This window comes from Enterococcus sp. 7F3_DIV0205 (assembly GCF_002141365.2).
GTDB classification, from domain to species: domain Bacteria; phylum Bacillota; class Bacilli; order Lactobacillales; family Enterococcaceae; genus Enterococcus_L; species Enterococcus_L palustris.
Map to the genome: position 1 here is coordinate 2,345,087 of NZ_CP147244.1, position 17,285 is coordinate 2,362,371.

Sequence of the window (17,285 nt, forward strand, 5' to 3'; positions counted from 1 at the left end):
ATAATAAGGGTTTTTTTCATTTTTTGCGACTGGTTAAACTATCCCGTGTAAAACCTAACCATCTATCATCACTTAATTATCTTTTCTTTGCCTATATCCACCCTTTTTCCTTTGCAATACTCACTGCCTCGATCCGATTTTTTGCGTCCAATTTATTCAAGATTTCCGACATATAATTTCGTACCGTTCCACTAGTTAAAAATAATTTTGCAGCAATTTCCTTAGAAGACAAGCCTTCACCAACTGCTAGTAACACTTCTTGTTCTCGCTCAGTCAGCGGATTGTCTTGTTGTAAAAATAGACCTGTTACAAGTTCAGGTGAATAAAACTTTTTACCTTGCATGACTGCCCGAATATTTCCGATCAATTCATCCGTCGGTGTATCTTTTAAGAGATAACCAGCTACATTCGCTTTCACCGCACGTTCAAAGTAGCCTTCTCTGGCAAATGTCGTCAAGATCATAACTTTTTGTGCTTGACCTTTTAACGCTTCCGCTAAATCCAGTCCCGTTTTCAACGGCATTTCAATATCTGTCAAACAAATATCTGGTTGATGTTTTTCTATCAATTCTAATGCTTCCACACCATTTTTAGCAATCCCCACAACCTCTAAATCTTCTTCCAAACTTAAAATCGTCGCCAAGGCAGAAGACAATAAGCCTTGGTCTTCTGCAATAATCAGTTTAATCATTGATTGTCTCCTCTTTTTTATTCACAGGTACTGTGAATAAAACCTTCGTTCCATTTTTTTGCGTAAATTCCAGTTCTCCATCAACACTCTCAATTCGTTCTCTTAGTCCAGTTAGGCCATTTCCCTGTATTGATTGCCCCATTCCACGGCCATCATCTTCAACAATAAATAGATAATCCGTTGCTGTTTTTTTTATACAAATTTTACACTGCCCCGCTTTACTGTGACGAATCACATTTGTGATACATTCTCTTAAGCAATAACTCACTGTATTTTGAATATCAGCTGGAATCCCCTCTGTTAATTCTTCTCCTTCTGTGGATAAGATGATTTTTGCTGTTCGTAAATTTTTTTCGATCGTGATCATTTCTTCAACAATCAAAACATAACGCATACTTGAAACAATTTCCCGCACCGTCTGCAAGGTCCCTCTTGACGTGTCAGCCACTTCCGTCATTTCTTTTTTGGCTAGCTCATGATCTTTAACTATAAGCTTTCCAGCAAGTTCCGCTTTGATTGTCATGATGGATAAGGATTGTCCTAAAGTATCATGCAAATCTCTGGCAATTCGATAGCGTTCTTCTTGTTTAATAACATATTCCATTCGTTGCGTTGATTGATACATCTGCTTACGTAGCTGCGCTTGTTTACGAATTGAACGCCCCGCAAAAGGAGCGGCACAGATAAAAAATCCATAGACAAAAATCGTGATTCGCAGCTCATTTGTCATATATTCTGGCAATTGGTTCAATGCAAAAGGAACTGGCACCAGCATACATAACAAGGCAATATAATAATAGCGAAATACCTTTTTCTTCATTGGCATGAAACCGATCATCCACGCTGGATAGATGAACAAATAGATATAACCAAAGTACAGCGTATAAAACAGGGATATCACATACATCAACCCCATCCAAAACGGAAACCACTTCCCATTAAACAAACAATTTCGATACGTCACCACAAAAATACCCAACAGCACCAATGCCAACTGCTTATCAACATTATCATACGGAAACATAGCAATAATCGGAATCAATATAAAAATCAACCATATAAATGCTACAAAACCATCTTCTTTTGGATACAACCTAAATTTACCAATCATAACTTTCCCCTAACGTTTTACTTCTTCTTTGCGCCCATTCAGATATATTGATAATACCATAAGGACAATGAAATAAACGAAAATGATCAAAATTCCTTTTACATCTGGTCGTTGTCCGTTAGCCAATTGTTTTGCTCCTTGTGCTGCGTAAAATGTCGGTAGAGATGCGGCGATTTTTTGAACCACGTCTGGAAACATCTCGATCGGCCACCATAATCCGCTAATGATAGCTAATGGCATCAACACCATATTATTCAATACGCTTGCAGTATTAGGATCTTTCACTAAGCTAATGATCGTAGCCAGAGCTGTAATCGGTAAGCAACCATATAAAATCCATAAACCGCTAGTCAGCCAAGCGACTGCATTCATTTCCACGCCATTAACAAAATGACCTACTAAAAAAATAACGATCAGCAATAAAATATTGATCAGAAATTGAGTAAAAATTTTGCTAGTATAGTAGATACTTTCTGGAAGCGGTGATAATCGTAAAAACTGTTTGACCCCTTGCTTGCGATCTTCGATCAAGGTCATAGAAAATGAAAATAAAGAACTGATCATCACGCTATATGTCGCCATTTGAATCATACTTTCCTTGTAAAAAGTAGCCATATGTTCTGCTGGAATCCCCATATTAAATACTTTAGTAAACAGTAAATAGAACCCCACTGGCATTCCTAGTGAAAAAAAGATAAATGGTTTGCTTCTAAGTAATGATCGGTTTAAATCTGTTTTCGTTTGTATAACAAGTGCGTTCATTTGTTTTCCTCCTCGACTAATGTGTTAAAAACTGTTTCTAAATTCCCTGGGATAATCAGTAAATCCTTAAAACTGATCTTAGTTGCTACTATTTCCAACAGTGTTTCATCACTATTTGTGGTATAAAGCGTGATTTTTTCGGTTTCTTTTTCGATTGTTGAGACATGGGGTAACTCAGCTAGCTTCGCTTCATCTTTTTTGTCTAGTAACTGAAAGCTCATTTTATTTTGCAGCATTTCAGATTGAATACTTTTCAATGTACCATCATGAACGATTTCCCCTTGTTTCATTAGTAAAATCCGCGTGGCTACTTTTTCAATTTCTTCTAAGTAATGCGTGGTTAAGATGATTGTTTTGCCTTGTTCTTTTAGCTTATTGATTTTTTCCCAGAAAATTTTACGACTAGTGACATCCATTCCCGTTGTTGGTTCATCTAAAAAAAGCAGTTCTGGGTTGCCAATAATAGATAATCCAAAGGTTAAACGACGTTTTTGTCCGCCGGATAATTTAGTCGTGTAGGTATTTTGATGTTCGTTTAAGCCTGTCAACTCTAATAATTCCTCTAGTGACAACGGCTGAGAATAAAAGCTGCGAAATAACGTAAACAGTTCCTTGACTTTAACATTTTCTAACGTCGTGCTTTCTTGAAGCATGACACCAAGATTGATTTTATTTTTTTTATTCATTGGATTTTTCCCAAAGAGTTCGATTTCACCACTTGTTAGGCGAATCAGCCCCGTTAGACAATTGATCAAGGTTGTTTTCCCTGCGCCATTGGGTCCGACTAAAGCGATGATTTCTCCTTTATCGACAGTTAGTGATACATTTTTTAAGATTGTTTTATTCTTGATTGTTTTTGTTAGATTTTTTACTGTAATCATTTTTTTCTCCCCTTTGCTTATGTATTTATCTTACCTAACGCTTGGGGATTGTGTTAGATGTTCTTGTCATGAATCTCTATGACATTTGTCATGTAGATAGAAAAAAACTCTTTCAGAGATGATCTGAAAGAGTTTTTTTACTTATTTTTATTCTTCGATATAAGCCCATTTAAAGTCGTATTTTGCACCAGTTGAGTGATACACAACATCTTTGACTTTGTCAGAGCGAAGGTGTGCTTCGGCTTTTTGATACAATGGAATAACACCCATGTCATCCGTGATCATTTTTTCAGCATCTAACATATCTTTCCAACGTGCTTCTGGATTATTTGCATTAGTTGTTGCAGCACTTTCTACTAGTTTGTCATACTCAGGATTTGAGTAGCGACCTCTGTTATAAGAATTATTCGTTGTAAATAAGTCTAAGAAACTACTTGGATCAGCATAATCGGCGCCCCAAGCACTAACAGCAATTTGGAAATCGCCTTTGTTAGAACGATCCAAACGAACAGAGAATGGCACTGGGCTAACAGATACTTTCAAGCCTTCTAAAGTATCAGATAATGAACCTTGAAGATATTCAGCCATTTTCTTAGCATTATCGGTATCATCAATCAACAAATCTACTGATAATGTAGAAATTCCTAATTCGTCTTTTGCTTTCTTCCATGATTCTTTTGCTTTATCAACATCGTAAACAATTTCGTTCCCTGATTCTTTCGCAAAATCTTCATCTGTTTTCGGATCAGCAGCTAAACCTTCTGGCACAAGTCCTGTCGGAATAGCAGAACCGTTAGCCAAAATTTGCTCAACTAACGCTTTACGATCGATTGCATAAGATAACGCTCTACGTAAATTCACATTACGATAAGGTGAGTCGGCTTCTCTTTGGTTTGGTTCAAGATAAAACGTTGAGGCACCTTTTAAGACAATATAGTCTGGTTCATTTTTCATTTGTTGTGCTAATTCACCTGAAAGCGGTACTTCGTCTGCTTGACCATCTTGGAATAAGTTCAATGAAGTTGGTGCTTCTTTTACAACATCGATTGCGACTTTGTCTAATTTAACAGTGTCTTTATCCCAATATTTTTCATTTTTTGTATAAGACCAGCTTGTATCTGTTCCTGGTCCATCAAAATCAGTTAAAGTAAATGGTCCGTTATAGACCGCTTTATCACTTGCTGTTGTATAATCTTTGCCATATTTTTCAGCAATATCTTGTCTTTGTGGTAAAAAGGAAGGGAACGCTAATAAGTAATCAAAATAAGGTGTTGCTTTTTCTAACGTAATTTCTAATTCATGATCACTAATCGCTTTTATGCCAAGTTCTTCTTTTTTCATTTTACCTTTAGAGATTTTTTCAGCATTTTTTACAGAATTGAACATATAAGCATATTCTGATCCAGTTGCTGGATCAACCGTTCTCTGCCATCCATATACGAAATCTGCTGCAGTTACTGGTTTATCATCTGTCCATTTTGCATCTTCTCTTAATTTAATTTTGTAAGTCAATCCATCTTCACTGACTTCTGCCATTTCGGCTGCTCCAGCAGGTTGAGGTTTACTGTCTTTGTCTAAGCGATAAATTCCTTCGTAAACATTATTCAATGCTACAAAGCTTACTTCATCTGTTGCTAATGAAGGATCTGCGCTAGGCATTTCTTGTCTTTCAATAAATCTAAATACTTTTTCATCAGTGCCAGATCCGTTGTCCTCACTTTTAGAGTTTCCGCCACATGCAACTAGAGCCATGCTTGATACTGCGATTAAGCCTAGTAAGGCACTTTTCTTTAATTTCATATAAAACCCCCCCGATTTTAATAAAAGCTACAAAGAATATATCAAAAAAAGAAGTTGGTCGTAATTAAAATACTACAAGCGGTTTAGTAAAAATATTCTGAATTTTTTCTAATTTAGAGTAAAAAAAGAAGCAAGCTCCTAAAGGGCTCGCTTCTTTCTAATTTATTTCGCATAATCTACTGCACGTGTTTCTCGGATAACGGTCACTTTGATGTGACCTGGGTAATCCAAGTCGTCTTCGATCTTCTTACGAATATCTCTAACTAAACGAACAGCTTCTAAATCTGTGATTTCATCTGGTTTGACCATAACACGAACCTCGCGTCCAGCTTGAACGGCAAAACTAGACTCAACTCCTTCAAATCCATTAGAAATGTTTTCTAAGTTTTCTAAGCGTCGAATGTAATTTTCCATTGACTCGCTACGGGCACCTGGACGAGCAGCTGATAAAGCATCTGCTGCAGCAACCAATACAGAAATAACAGAAGTTGCTTCGACATCACCATGATGGGATGCAATCGCATTGATAACTGTTGAATTCTCTTTGTATTTAGCGGCTAATTCTGCACCGATCTCAACGTGTGAGCCTTCGATCTCATGATCTAGCGCTTTACCAATATCATGTAATAACCCTGCACGTTTCGCTAATTGAATATCTTCGCCAATTTCTGCAGCCAAGACGCCTGTCAATTTAGCAACCTCAATTGAGTGATTCAATACATTTTGACCATAACTTGTACGGAAACGTAAACGTCCTAAAATCTTGATCAAATCAGGATGCAACGTGTGCGCACCCACTTCAAATGCAGCTTGCTCACCGTATTCACGAATACGTTCATCCATTTCTTTGCGAGATTTTTCAACCATTTCCTCAATACGTGCTGGATGGATTCGACCATCTTGAATTAATTTTTCAAGAGTCATTCGAGCGATTTCTCTACGAATTGGATCAAATCCTGAAAGTACCACGGCTTCTGGCGTATCATCAATAATCAAGTCGATTCCTGTTAAGGTTTCTAATGTACGAATGTTACGTCCTTCACGCCCAATGATTCTTCCTTTCATTTCATCGTTTGGTAAACTAACAACAGAAACCGTTGTTTCAGAAACTGAATCCGCGGCACAGCGTTGAATTGCCAGAGAAAGTAAATTTTTGGCTTTTCGATCTGATTCTTCTTTGGCACGTTGCTCAGATTCTTTAACCATTACTGTTAACTCATGACTTAATTCTTCTTCTGTTGATTTCATAATAATATCTTTTGCTTCGTCTTTAGATAGTGAAGCAATACGTTCTATTTCTTGATGTTGCTTTTCAACTAGTTTCTCTACATCTTTTTCTCGCTCATCAATTAATTGCTGTCTAGCACCAAGTTTCTCTTCTTTTTCTTCCAGTGAGTTTTCACGTTTTTCAAGAGAATCATCTTTACGATCTAACGTTTGTTCTCTTTGTAATAAACGATTTTCTTGAGATTTAAGTTCTACTTTGCTTTCTTTCAACTCACTTTCAATTTCTGACCGATACTTCTGGTTTTCTTCCATAGCTTTTAATAAAGCTTCTTTTTTCAGAGTCTCTGCTTCTTTATTGGCACTTTCGAGTATACCTTCTGCAGAGGACTTTGCACCATCTATTGCCTTTTCATGACGTGATTTTGCAACGACTAACCCTAAACCAAGACCGACAACTAAACCGATGATAGCGAGGAGAATTCCTAAAACCATTGTTTCCACCTCCGTACTATCTTCAAATTTTCAATATTCATGTAGTTTTCTGATAAACTATAATCAATTATCAATATGCCTACTTGCATACGTGTTTTGCACACAACTTTATTCTAATGTTTGTACACCAGTGTGTCAACTCAAAAAAGCCCTTTCTGACTGAAAGAGCTTCTATCTTGAAAAGAATTGTTCTTACATAAAAAAGCAAACCAATAAAATGCTTTTGACAGCGTTCATTGGTTTGCTTTTTACTCTATATTATTCTTCGTCAAGAGGAAGTTCCTCTTGTGCTTGTTCTTCTTCAACAAATGCTGTTCCATCACCGATACCAAATGCATCACGGACACGTTTTGAAACTTCTTCTACCATTTCTGGGTGTTCAGTCATGTAGACCTTAACATTTTCCCGACCTTGACCGATTCGTTCTTCTTTATAGCTATACCATGCGCCACTCTTATCCACAATATCTTTTTCCACAGCCATATCTAGCAATTCTCCTTCTTGAGAAATACCTTGACCATACATGATATCTACTTCAGCGACTTTAAATGGCGGTGCCACTTTGTTTTTAACGACTTTGATTTTAGTGCGGTTCCCGATAATGTCTGTTCCTTGCTTCAATTGTTCTGCACGTCTTACTTCTAAACGAACTGTCGCATAGAACTTCAAGGCACGACCACCTGGTGTTGTTTCAGGGTTACCAAACATTACGCCGACTTTTTCACGAATTTGGTTAATAAAAATCGCAATCGTCTTAGTCTTATTGATAGATCCTGAAAGCTTACGTAACGCTTGTGACATCAAACGTGCTTGCAAACCAACGTGGCTAGCGCCCATCTCTCCATCGATCTCCGCACGAGGTACTAGAGCTGCTACAGAGTCAATAACCACGATATCGATCGCTCCACTAGAAACTAGCGCATCTGCGATTTCTAAGCCTTGTTCACCAGTATCTGGTTGTGACAGAAGTAATTCATCGATATTTACGCCTAATGCTTGGGCATATTGAGGATCTAAAGCGTGCTCCGCATCGATAAATGCAGCTGTTCCGCCTTGTTGTTGTACAGAAGCGATCGCATGTAATGCAACTGTCGTTTTACCAGAACTTTCTGGTCCATACACTTCAACGATACGTCCGCGGGGATACCCACCAACACCTAATGCAACATCTAATGCTAGAGAACCACTAGGAATAGTTGAGATCTGTTGGTCGATCTTCTCCCCTAATTTCATTACTGAACCTTTACCAAAGTTCTTTTCGATTTTTTTTAGTGCGGCATCTAAGGCCACTTTACGATCATCTGCCAATCGATAATCCTCCTTATATATAAACGATTTAAATTCCTTTTCAATAAATATATCATAACTGGTTTATTTAAAAAAAGCAAGAGAAAAACGAACAAACATTCGCCTTTTTATTTTTTCTTCTCTACGGCTCTTAGAATCAGATCTAAGCCTTTCATAACGGCACTTTTACGAATATAATGCCGATCGCGATTAAAATGCTGCAGAACAGCAACAGTCGGCTGTCCTTTTTCTGCTAAGCCGATCCAGACTGTTCCTGCTGGTTGTCCTTCTAATTCATCTGGACCTGCTACTCCTGTAAATGATACCGCAAAATCGGCATCCGCTAATTGTCTTGCTTGTTCGGCCATTGCAACCGCGCAAGCCTCGCTCACTGTTCCTTCTTTTTCAAGCATTGCAGGATCGATGCCTAAAAAACGAGCTTTTGTCTCAGCAGAATACGTGACAAAACCGCCCTTAAATACTTCTGAAACACCTGAAACATCTCCTAACGTACTTTGAAAAAGACCTGCTGTTAGACTTTCTGCTGCGGTTACAGTCTTTCCGTGTTTTTTTAATGCATCAACGGTGACTTTTACTAAACTGTTCTCGTCACCATAGCCGTAGAAATACTCCCCTACTTTATCCATGACCGCATTTTCCAAGTTATCCAATAACTCCTGACCAACTCTTTCATCAGCTATCTTGGCTGTTAAACGTAATGTTACTTCATTTGGTTTAGCGTAAGGCGCGATCGTAGGATTGGTTTGCGTATCGATCAGCTCTTTTAATTCTGTCACTAATTGCGATTCGCCGATTCCATAAAACCTCAAAACTCTGGAAATCAACTGCTCCGCTTGCGGGAAAAGCTCTTCTAGTAACGGACGGGCGTTTTGCTGAAACATAGGTTTTAACTCATTGGGAGGTCCTGGTAGTAACAGATAAGTCGTTTTATTTTCGGTGATCAATGTCCCCACTGCCAACCCTGTAGGATTTTGAACCGCAATTCCCCCATCGATCATCAATGTCTGTCTTAAATTATTCTCTGTCATTTTATGTTTTGAAAACGTGAAAAATTCATTAAGACGAGTAAGCGCCTGTTCATCTTGCACCAAAGAATGCTGAATATGTGCAGCAACGGTATCTTTGGTCAAATCATCATCTGTGGGACCTAATCCACCACACAAAACGATCAAGTCGCTACGCTCTTCCGCCTCAACTAATAGTTGTTCCAAACGCTGCGGATTATCTCCTACAACGGTATGATAATACACCTCGATTCCTAAATCTGCTAACTCTTCTGATAGAAAAGTCGCATTTGTGTTGACGACTTGTCCCAGCAGTAACTCTGTACCAACTGCAATGATCTCTGCTTTCATTTTTCTCCTCTTCTCTAATAAGATACGTAAATGATTCTTATTTCATTTTATCACAGGAATTTTTTTTATTACTGCCAAACGTCTTGTTGGATTTATATTTCAAACGTCAATATAATTATCTTTTATATAATAATATGATACAATTTGTATATTGATTAAAAAGGAGGAAACGAAAAATATGCTAGGATTTATTGCACTTATAAGTTTTTTAGGAATTATAGTTGGAGGCGTTCTTTCATTGAAAGCCTTCTTCAAAAAACAACCGAAAAAGAAAGCCTTACTTTTAACAGGAGCTAGTTTTATCCTGATGATCGGAGCAGGTTTTGCGTTACCAGCATCACCACGCGTTGACATTGTGGATAAATCAATAGAAACAAACGACCAAGGAACCGCAGTAATCGAGGGGAAAACCAATGACGAAAGTAGCATCACCCTGGATGGAGAAAAAATCGAAACAGAAAACGGCAAATTTACGTATAAAGTTACGTTAAAAGACGACCAGCCGCAAAAACTAACATTTGTCGCTTCTATCGGCGATAAGGACAAAGTTGAAACAATCGAAGTCAAACCATCAAAAGCCTTCGTGGCATTTTTAAATGAAGAAAAACAAGATCAAGAAACACTGAAAAAAGCCGAAACTGCCTTAACACTAGCTGAAAGTAAACCCACTCAAAAAAATTATGACGAGGCTGCAACACGTATTACTTCATTGACTAAGGAGCAAAAGGACTTCACCAAACGATTAGCCATCGTAAAAGAAAACGTACCGATTTACGAAGCTGTGGAACTAGCTGAAACCAAACAAACTAAAGAACATGTTGATTCAGCCACAGCTTTAGTAGCCAAAGCAACTTTAAATAAAGAAGATTTACTAAAACGTTTAACAACCGTTCAACAAAAAATCACAGAAAAAGAAAAGACTGAAAAACAAATCGCTTCTGCTCGTGAAGCCGTAGAAAAAGCTGAACAGGAACCCACAGACGAGCATTACAATCAAGCAATTGCCCGAATCAAAGAACTACCAAACGGCAATAGTGAATTAACAAACCGCGTAAACAATGTCAAACAAACACTTGCTACTCAAAAAGAAGAAGCAAAAAAAGTGGCCGAAGCACAAAAGAAAGCAGAACAAGAAGCACAAAAAGCAGCTGAGGAACAACAACAAGCACAAGTCGCCGCTGCCGCTCAAACACCAGAAACCCCAGCCCCAGATACACAAGGAACTGGGCAAACAGTCTTAGTTACGCCAACTGGATCAAAATACCACAATCGTAAATGCGGCAATGGAACCTATACGCCAGCGACATTAGAAGAGGCCCAAGCGAGAGGTCTGACGCCTTGTTCCAAATGCTATTAAACGCATCATAGATAAAAAAATAGGCTCTTCCAATCCTAGGAAGGCCTATTTTTTCACCAATAAATCAATGCGTATACATATAAGCAGAAATTAAATACAAAATCCAAATATGCAGCGGATAAAAGACATAAAAGAAATTTTTCATTCCTCGTCCTTTTTCTCCATTGAACAACATAATCGGAATCACAGCAAAAATCATCATCCATTGTGTTGAACCTTGGAAAAAGAACAGCACCGCAACCAAGGCAATCAGCACACATTGCAGCCAACGTTGGTTTTTAGCTAGATACATCAATGGAATCAACAAGACCATTACACTATTTTCAGCGAACAATAATGCTGGAATAAAATTCGCTCCCCAAACTGCCGCCATGATCGTACTTGGATTTGACATAAGTGAAAGTAAAATGCCTGACGAAATGATTGGAAATAATATCATGACGATCCCAAATAGTATCTTTCCAAATTTTTTATTTGCGAACCCTTCTGAAAGTTTATCGATACCATACATCATCAATGTTCCCACTAAAAGATCACGAAAAATATTGTTCATCAACTGAACTTCTTCATAACCTACAATTTTTTGTAAAAAGAAACTACCCATAGCCATCAGTACCATCCCTAGGTACAAACGCAACATATACTTTTCTTTGCTTCTCGTATGACTAAAACCAATCACGCTGACAAAAAAGAACAGCGTTGCAACAGGTCTACCGAACCAATCCAACCAACTCGGTGCTCCCATTGGAACAAACATTTGATGAATATGATCGATGAACATCAAAACGATCCCGATTATTTTTAAGTCGAATGTCGTAAACCCTTTAAACTTACCTATTCTTACATTATCCATTATAATACACTCCTTACTAACCTAACGTATTATAAAATAAAGCCACTTTTTTTACCTTAGAATCATCTTTCAAGAATCTATCAATTTTGTCATATTCAATCGTTAAGCCAAATAAAAAATGAGTTAAAACAAAACCTTTCAAGGCCTTGCTTTAACCCATCCATTTATTTCTATTTATTGATGAACACTGAAACGTTGGTTAGGATGTACATTTTTTTCAATTTCATCCACCATTGCAACTGCGTAATCTGCATACGAAATATAGCTTTTGCCTTCTTTATCTGTTTCTAACTCTTCTCCAGCAGCAACATATTTACCTGTCGCTGCACCTTCAGCATCGAATTCTGCCGCTGGGCTAATATATGTCCAGTTGATATCTTTAGAACCTTTTAATAAGTCTAGCCCTTTGCCCATTGCAGTAGCTAGTGGCTTAAATGCTTCTGGAAAATCAGGTGTTTCACTCAAACGAACAGTATGTTCAGGGTTTACGAATAAGCTTCCTGCCCCTCCAACAACTAACAAACGAGTTTTTTGACCTGTTAAAATGTCGATCAAATGCTGGGTCGATCCAGTAAATTCATTCACATCTCCCCAAAAACCTAATGCACTGACTAAAACATCGAACCCTTTTACATCATCTGTAGTCAAACCGTAAACATCTTTTTCAATGACTGGTGTACCATCGGTGATTTTCGCTGCATCACGAACGATCGCTGTAACCTCTAAACCTCTTTTTTTAGCTTCTTTCAAAATTGCTGAACCTGCTTTACCGTTTGCTCCTAAAATTGCTACTTTCATGTTTTATTCTTCCTTTCTATTAATGGAACTTTTTTTGTTACATTTAAATCTAAAAAGAGAAGAGACACGTCTAGGTCTCTTGTTGCTTGATTTGATGGATTACATCAGACAAAGCAATCTCTTTTAATTCTGATTCCATACTATGCTGTACTTTTGTATATTGTTCTTCTAAAGCCGTTTGGATATTTGCTCCTACTAAACAGTTTGGATTAGGATTTTGGTGAATATTGAATACTTCATGATCTAATTCAACTGCTTCATAAATATCATAGAGGGAGATATCTTCTGGCTTTTTCAACAAGTATGTTTGGGTTGCCCCTCTGCTTGTATGAATGAGTCCAGCTTTTTTTAGCTTGCTCATCAATCGTCTGACAACGACTGGATTCGTATTTACACTTGATGCGATCAATTCAGAATTAACGCGATCGGGCGGACCGATTTCGATCAAACTGAGAATATGGATCGCCACGCTTAATTTTGTCGACATGGCCATGTCTATCACTCCAACTCTTAGTAACATTATAAGTTACATTTGAATCATACTGCGATTTATTGGAAATGTCAATAGATAAACTTCGCTTATTTTAATAAAGTATATTTTCCTTTGCAAATAACCGATATTCAGTTTTCTCTCCCAAATAGAGTGTCTTACACTGAATATCGGTTCTGAAATTTTTTTATTCTACAACGATTTGTTTACTACTTCCGCCAGCTCCTTCAAAACGGAGTGTAAATGTACCCGTCGCTTCATCATACGTAATGCCTTCACTCAATGTTAAGACCTTAGTAAAATCTTTTGGCAATTTGATTGTCATAACCGCATTTGACTGTGTTGGATCTGATACTACATACGTTTTCTTGCCTTCATTATTTGTTCGCAATAAAGACACAGCTTTATTCGATGTTATCCCAGCAATACTGCCACCAGTTTCTTTCCAGATGTTTACCCCAAGATAATTCTCTTTTTTTAATTCGACCGCTTGGATATCTGCCGTATTTGCTAAAATCGTTACTGGTTTTTCCGCCGCATATGCTTTTAAAGCTGCTTCATCGATACCTGGCAAGGTCACATACGCATACTGCTCATTTGCTGGATTTTTCCCGTGATCGATCACAAATTTCCGATAATTCCCTGTATAAACATCGTTACTAGGGAAAGCCTCATTGATTTGCGCGTACGAGCCTGTACGGACTTCACTGATGACATCGACCGTCGCTTTTTCCGGGAAATAATACCCAATGTTTGCGTTTTGATGATCTGATTGTAAAAGCAGCCACTCTTTACTACTGCGTTCTTTCTCTTGTTGAATCACACCATTATTTGATAATACTTGATACGTATAATTCTCATTTAATAAACGGTTGTCTATGATTGTTTCAATCGACGCGGTAGTATTTCCTTTAATACCTGCTCCTAGTGCAACGATTTGTCCATCTACCATAAACCATGATTTCTTCCCTTGAAGATCCATTGGAAGCACTGCGCCATTATTTTTCGTACCTGTCTTATTTAGCGCCATCCCTACAACTGCTTGATCTTCTAACTGAACACCGCCGACCCATTTTTCTTTTGATGTAACCGTTGTAAAGGCTGATACTTCATCTTTTAGAGGGACTGTATCTACCGTTGTCCCTGGCAATCTGTATGGATCGATCGTTGGCCAATACGCTGAATTAAATTGAACTTCATCGTCATTATATAAATACATCATGCCATCAGCAGTATGCCAACCTCGTTTGTTTTCCTTATTTCCCGCTTCAAATGAAGAGGTGCGACTTGAATACATGCTTAATCCTAACATGTAATTCGGTGTTCTTTGGACAAATCGATCCATTGATGCGTACATTTTAGTCCCGATAAATGGCAGTGCGTCACCGATGATCGAAGAATCGTTTAATAACGACATCGTCATTTGTAAATCGTTGTAATCTCTTGCATTGGTCAAATAGTACGTTGGATTTGCTTTCATCCAATGTTTAGCTGCTTCTTTAAACTTCGTTTGATACTCCTCTGGGGCAAATTTAGAAACAATCAGTAAATTGTAAAGTGTAGTAGACCCATAGCCCACTTTGGTTTTAGCAGGGGCTCTAGAGATTGAGCGGCCATTGACTAGAGGCAGCATTTCACCTTGGTAAATCAATGGAATAAACGCCCGATCAACATTTTCTACAAAAGATTGCACAATATCTGGTGCCATTTCAAACTTAGAATCTTTCGTGATCGCTAAAATTTGACCGACTCCTTTCATTAGGACATTACCATATGAACCTGTGTACGGAATATTGTTATGCTGAATAAATGAACCGTCTTGATAAAACCCATCACCTTTTGTAACGAGTTTAAATACATCCACGATGCTACTAGAAGCTTGGCTTATTTTCCCTTCATTTTCTTGTAAAATACCTAATGCCAACACCGTTTGAGCAAGATCAGTCCGATTCGCTCCTGATGTTACAAAATTTGGAATAAACGCTAAATCGACAAAGGTTCCTTGCGCTTTAGTGTACAATTGTTTGAATGGATCTGGCACATATCCACTCATCGCAGCAGTATATTGTTGCTGTTTCGCTTGTGGAATTTCATCTCCTAGAATCATTAGAATTCCTACAAATTTTTGCGGTACACCAATCTGCCAATCCCACCAATTGCCATGATATTTTTTTCCATCATATCCTTTTTTCGTGACCATAAAATCAAGTCCCGCTTCGATTTCAGTCGCAATTTGCGGATCATGATAAAACTTACTACCGTTCGTTCCATACGCTAATGCTAATTTCTGCAATTTTGTAAATTGTGTCGTTAAATCTGCCGATGCCGTATTGCCTTGTTCAACTGGCCATAAATACGTTCGATTCGGTTCTTTATTCAATGTTTGATATAGTTCGTTTGCTTCATCTGAAAGTTTTTGAACATAATTAACAACCGTTGTATTCGTTTCATCATATTGCTCAGATACTAATTGATTTTTCCATTTTTCCTTCAATTTTGCATAATCGCTCGCAGCATTTTCTACAGGAATACTCCCAACTGCTCCACTACGCATCGAAAGAACATTTAGTTTTGACAGATTACCAAAAAGACGAATCCCTACATATCCTTCCCAATCACCATCAATAGAAGCCGAAGTATTTGGGTAAATGACTTCGTTATTTTCATAAAGTAATCGATCGTTTAAAAATGCTTTGATGCTTTTTCCTTCATAGCGAATCAAGAGTTTATACTGCTGTCCGGAGATGAGTTTTGCACCAGTAATCGTTGTGATCCATTTTCCCCCTGGCTGCCCCAATTGCCATTGACCATCACGAGTATAAGCGAACGATTGCCATTTTTTTGAGTCATTTAAATCTCCACGAAACACTACGCCAAAGTTAGTTTGCCCTTCATATAAAAAAGTATATTCAAGATCTCCCGAGCTTTTTACACCATCACTTTTGTTCAGTGAAACAGCTTCCAAGTTTGTCCCTTGCTTTGTATTCGCGATCGTCAGGCCGTTATCGCCAGTCGTTTTATCTGATTTCCCGACAATGTCCTGCCACTCCCCTAGTTGTTTAGTAAAGTCTGATTCGTAAATACTAGCAGTCGTTGAGGTTACTTCGGTTGCGCCCACAGCGAAACCCTCATCACTCATCCCATAAGAAAAACTACCAATTAAAACAGAACATCCAAGCATAAACATTATTTTTTTACGTAAATTTATCATTGTTACCCTCCTTCTTTGATTCAACAACTATTTAGTTCACAATAGAATATTCACCATCTAAAAGCAAGCGTTTTCATAAGGTTGATCACTTAAAACCCATAAGCCATTTTTAGCAATTATGGGTTTTAAAAAATGATTTACTTAAGGTTGTTTTCCAATATAGGCTAAAATACCGCCGTCCACATATAAAATATGTCCATTCACAAAATCTGAGGCGCTTGAAGCTAAGAAAACTGCTGGACCAGCCAAATCAACAGGATTCCCCCAACGAGCAGCTGGCGTACGCCCCACGATAAACTGGTCAAAAGGATGACGCTCTCCATCTGCTTGCACTTCTCTCAGTGGTGCTGTTTGCGGAGTAGCAATATACCCTGGTCCGATACCATTACATTGAATATTGTATTGTCCATACTCTGAAGCAATATTTTTCGTCAACATTTTTAATCCACCTTTAGCAGCAGCATAGGCACTCACTGTTTCCCGACCTAGCTCACTCATCATAGAACAGATGTTGATAATTTTACCGCCGCCTTTTTCGATCATATCTGGAATAACGGCTTTGGCCATAATAAATGGCGCATTCAAATCGACATCTACTACTTGTCTAAACTCCGCTGCAGACATCTCGATCATCGGGATACGTTTGATGATTCCTGCATTATTCACTAAAATATCGATTGACCCTACATCTGCTTTGATTCGCTCAACGGTCGCTTGAACCGCTGCTTCATCCGTCACATCACAAGCATAACCAACTGCTTTGATTCCTGCCTCTTGATAAAGAGCAAGTCCTTTATCCACTGATTCTTGAGATAAATTATTAAAAACGATCGTTGCTCCAGCTGCTGCTAGAGATTTAGCAATTTCCAAGCCAATCCCGTGGACAGCACCTGTCACTAAGGCTACTTTTCCATCTAAACGAAACATATCCATATTGAAATCCATTGTC

At 38.1% G+C, this 17,285-nt stretch carries 14 protein-coding genes; 1 reads left to right on the forward strand and 13 read right to left on the reverse strand.

All coding sequences use genetic code 11. The features are described 5' to 3' along the window. Positions 1-91: 91 nt before the first annotated feature. From A5821_RS11035 to A5821_RS11070, 8 genes are all read right to left on the reverse strand, one after another. On the reverse strand, positions 92-691 hold the full coding sequence (locus tag A5821_RS11035; RefSeq protein ID WP_086314628.1) for a response regulator transcription factor: 600 nt from the start codon (positions 689-691) through the stop codon (positions 92-94). Further along, positions 684-1,802 carry a sensor histidine kinase gene (locus A5821_RS11040; protein ID WP_086314629.1) on the reverse strand — a complete coding sequence of 373 codons (1,119 nt, stop codon included), beginning with the start codon at positions 1,800-1,802 and terminating at the stop codon, positions 684-686. Before A5821_RS11040 ends, A5821_RS11035 begins: the two co-directional genes overlap by 8 nt. A gap of 9 nt (positions 1,803-1,811) precedes the next feature. Beyond that, on the reverse strand, positions 1,812-2,564 hold the full coding sequence (locus A5821_RS11045) for an ABC transporter permease (protein ID WP_086314630.1): 753 nt from the start codon (positions 2,562-2,564) through the stop codon (positions 1,812-1,814). Beyond that, positions 2,561-3,445, reverse strand: a complete 885-nt coding sequence (locus A5821_RS11050; protein ID WP_086314631.1) for an ABC transporter ATP-binding protein — start codon at positions 3,443-3,445, stop codon at positions 2,561-2,563. The genes A5821_RS11045 and A5821_RS11050 overlap by 4 nt, the downstream gene beginning before the upstream one ends. Positions 3,446-3,592: 147 nt before the next feature. Continuing rightward, positions 3,593-5,245 carry a peptide ABC transporter substrate-binding protein gene (locus tag A5821_RS11055; protein ID WP_086314632.1) on the reverse strand — a complete coding sequence of 551 codons (1,653 nt, stop codon included), beginning with the start codon at positions 5,243-5,245 and terminating at the stop codon, positions 3,593-3,595. 162 nt (positions 5,246-5,407) lie between these two features. Then, positions 5,408-6,964, reverse strand: a complete 1,557-nt coding sequence (rny, locus tag A5821_RS11060) for a ribonuclease Y (RefSeq protein WP_086314633.1) — start codon at positions 6,962-6,964, stop codon at positions 5,408-5,410. Between the two features lie 258 nt (positions 6,965-7,222). Next, complete coding sequence (gene recA / locus A5821_RS11065) at positions 7,223-8,272, reverse strand: recombinase RecA (RefSeq protein WP_086314634.1); 1,050 nt, start codon at positions 8,270-8,272, stop codon at positions 7,223-7,225. A gap of 107 nt (positions 8,273-8,379) precedes the next feature. Beyond that, entirely contained in the window at positions 8,380-9,627 is a 1,248-nt protein-coding gene (locus tag A5821_RS11070) for a competence/damage-inducible protein A (protein ID WP_086314635.1), read from the reverse strand. A gap of 178 nt (positions 9,628-9,805) precedes the next feature. On the opposite strand from A5821_RS11070, the gene A5821_RS11075 reads away from it, so the two are divergent. Continuing rightward, positions 9,806-10,984, forward strand: coding sequence for a hypothetical protein (locus tag A5821_RS11075; protein ID WP_086314636.1), 1,179 nt, complete (start codon positions 9,806-9,808; stop codon positions 10,982-10,984). A gap of 64 nt (positions 10,985-11,048) precedes the next feature. On the opposite strand, the gene A5821_RS11080 is transcribed toward A5821_RS11075, so the two are convergent. From A5821_RS11080 to A5821_RS11100, 5 genes are all read right to left on the reverse strand, one after another. Further along, positions 11,049-11,837, reverse strand: coding sequence for a TraX family protein (locus A5821_RS11080; protein WP_086314637.1), 789 nt, complete (start codon positions 11,835-11,837; stop codon positions 11,049-11,051). Positions 11,838-12,011: 174 nt separating this feature from the next. Continuing rightward, complete coding sequence (locus A5821_RS11085) at positions 12,012-12,635, reverse strand: NAD(P)-dependent oxidoreductase (protein WP_086314638.1); 624 nt, start codon at positions 12,633-12,635, stop codon at positions 12,012-12,014. Between the two features lie 70 nt (positions 12,636-12,705). Beyond that, positions 12,706-13,128, reverse strand: a complete 423-nt coding sequence (locus A5821_RS11090; protein WP_086314639.1) for an Rrf2 family transcriptional regulator — start codon at positions 13,126-13,128, stop codon at positions 12,706-12,708. Positions 13,129-13,312: 184 nt separating this feature from the next. Continuing rightward, a complete protein-coding gene (locus tag A5821_RS11095; protein ID WP_249921884.1) occupies positions 13,313-16,264 on the reverse strand; it encodes a polysaccharide lyase 8 family protein in 2,952 nt (983 codons plus the stop codon). 213 nt (positions 16,265-16,477) lie between these two features. Further along, positions 16,478-17,281, reverse strand: a complete 804-nt coding sequence (locus tag A5821_RS11100) for a gluconate 5-dehydrogenase (protein ID WP_086314640.1) — start codon at positions 17,279-17,281, stop codon at positions 16,478-16,480. Positions 17,282-17,285 lie beyond the last annotated feature (4 nt).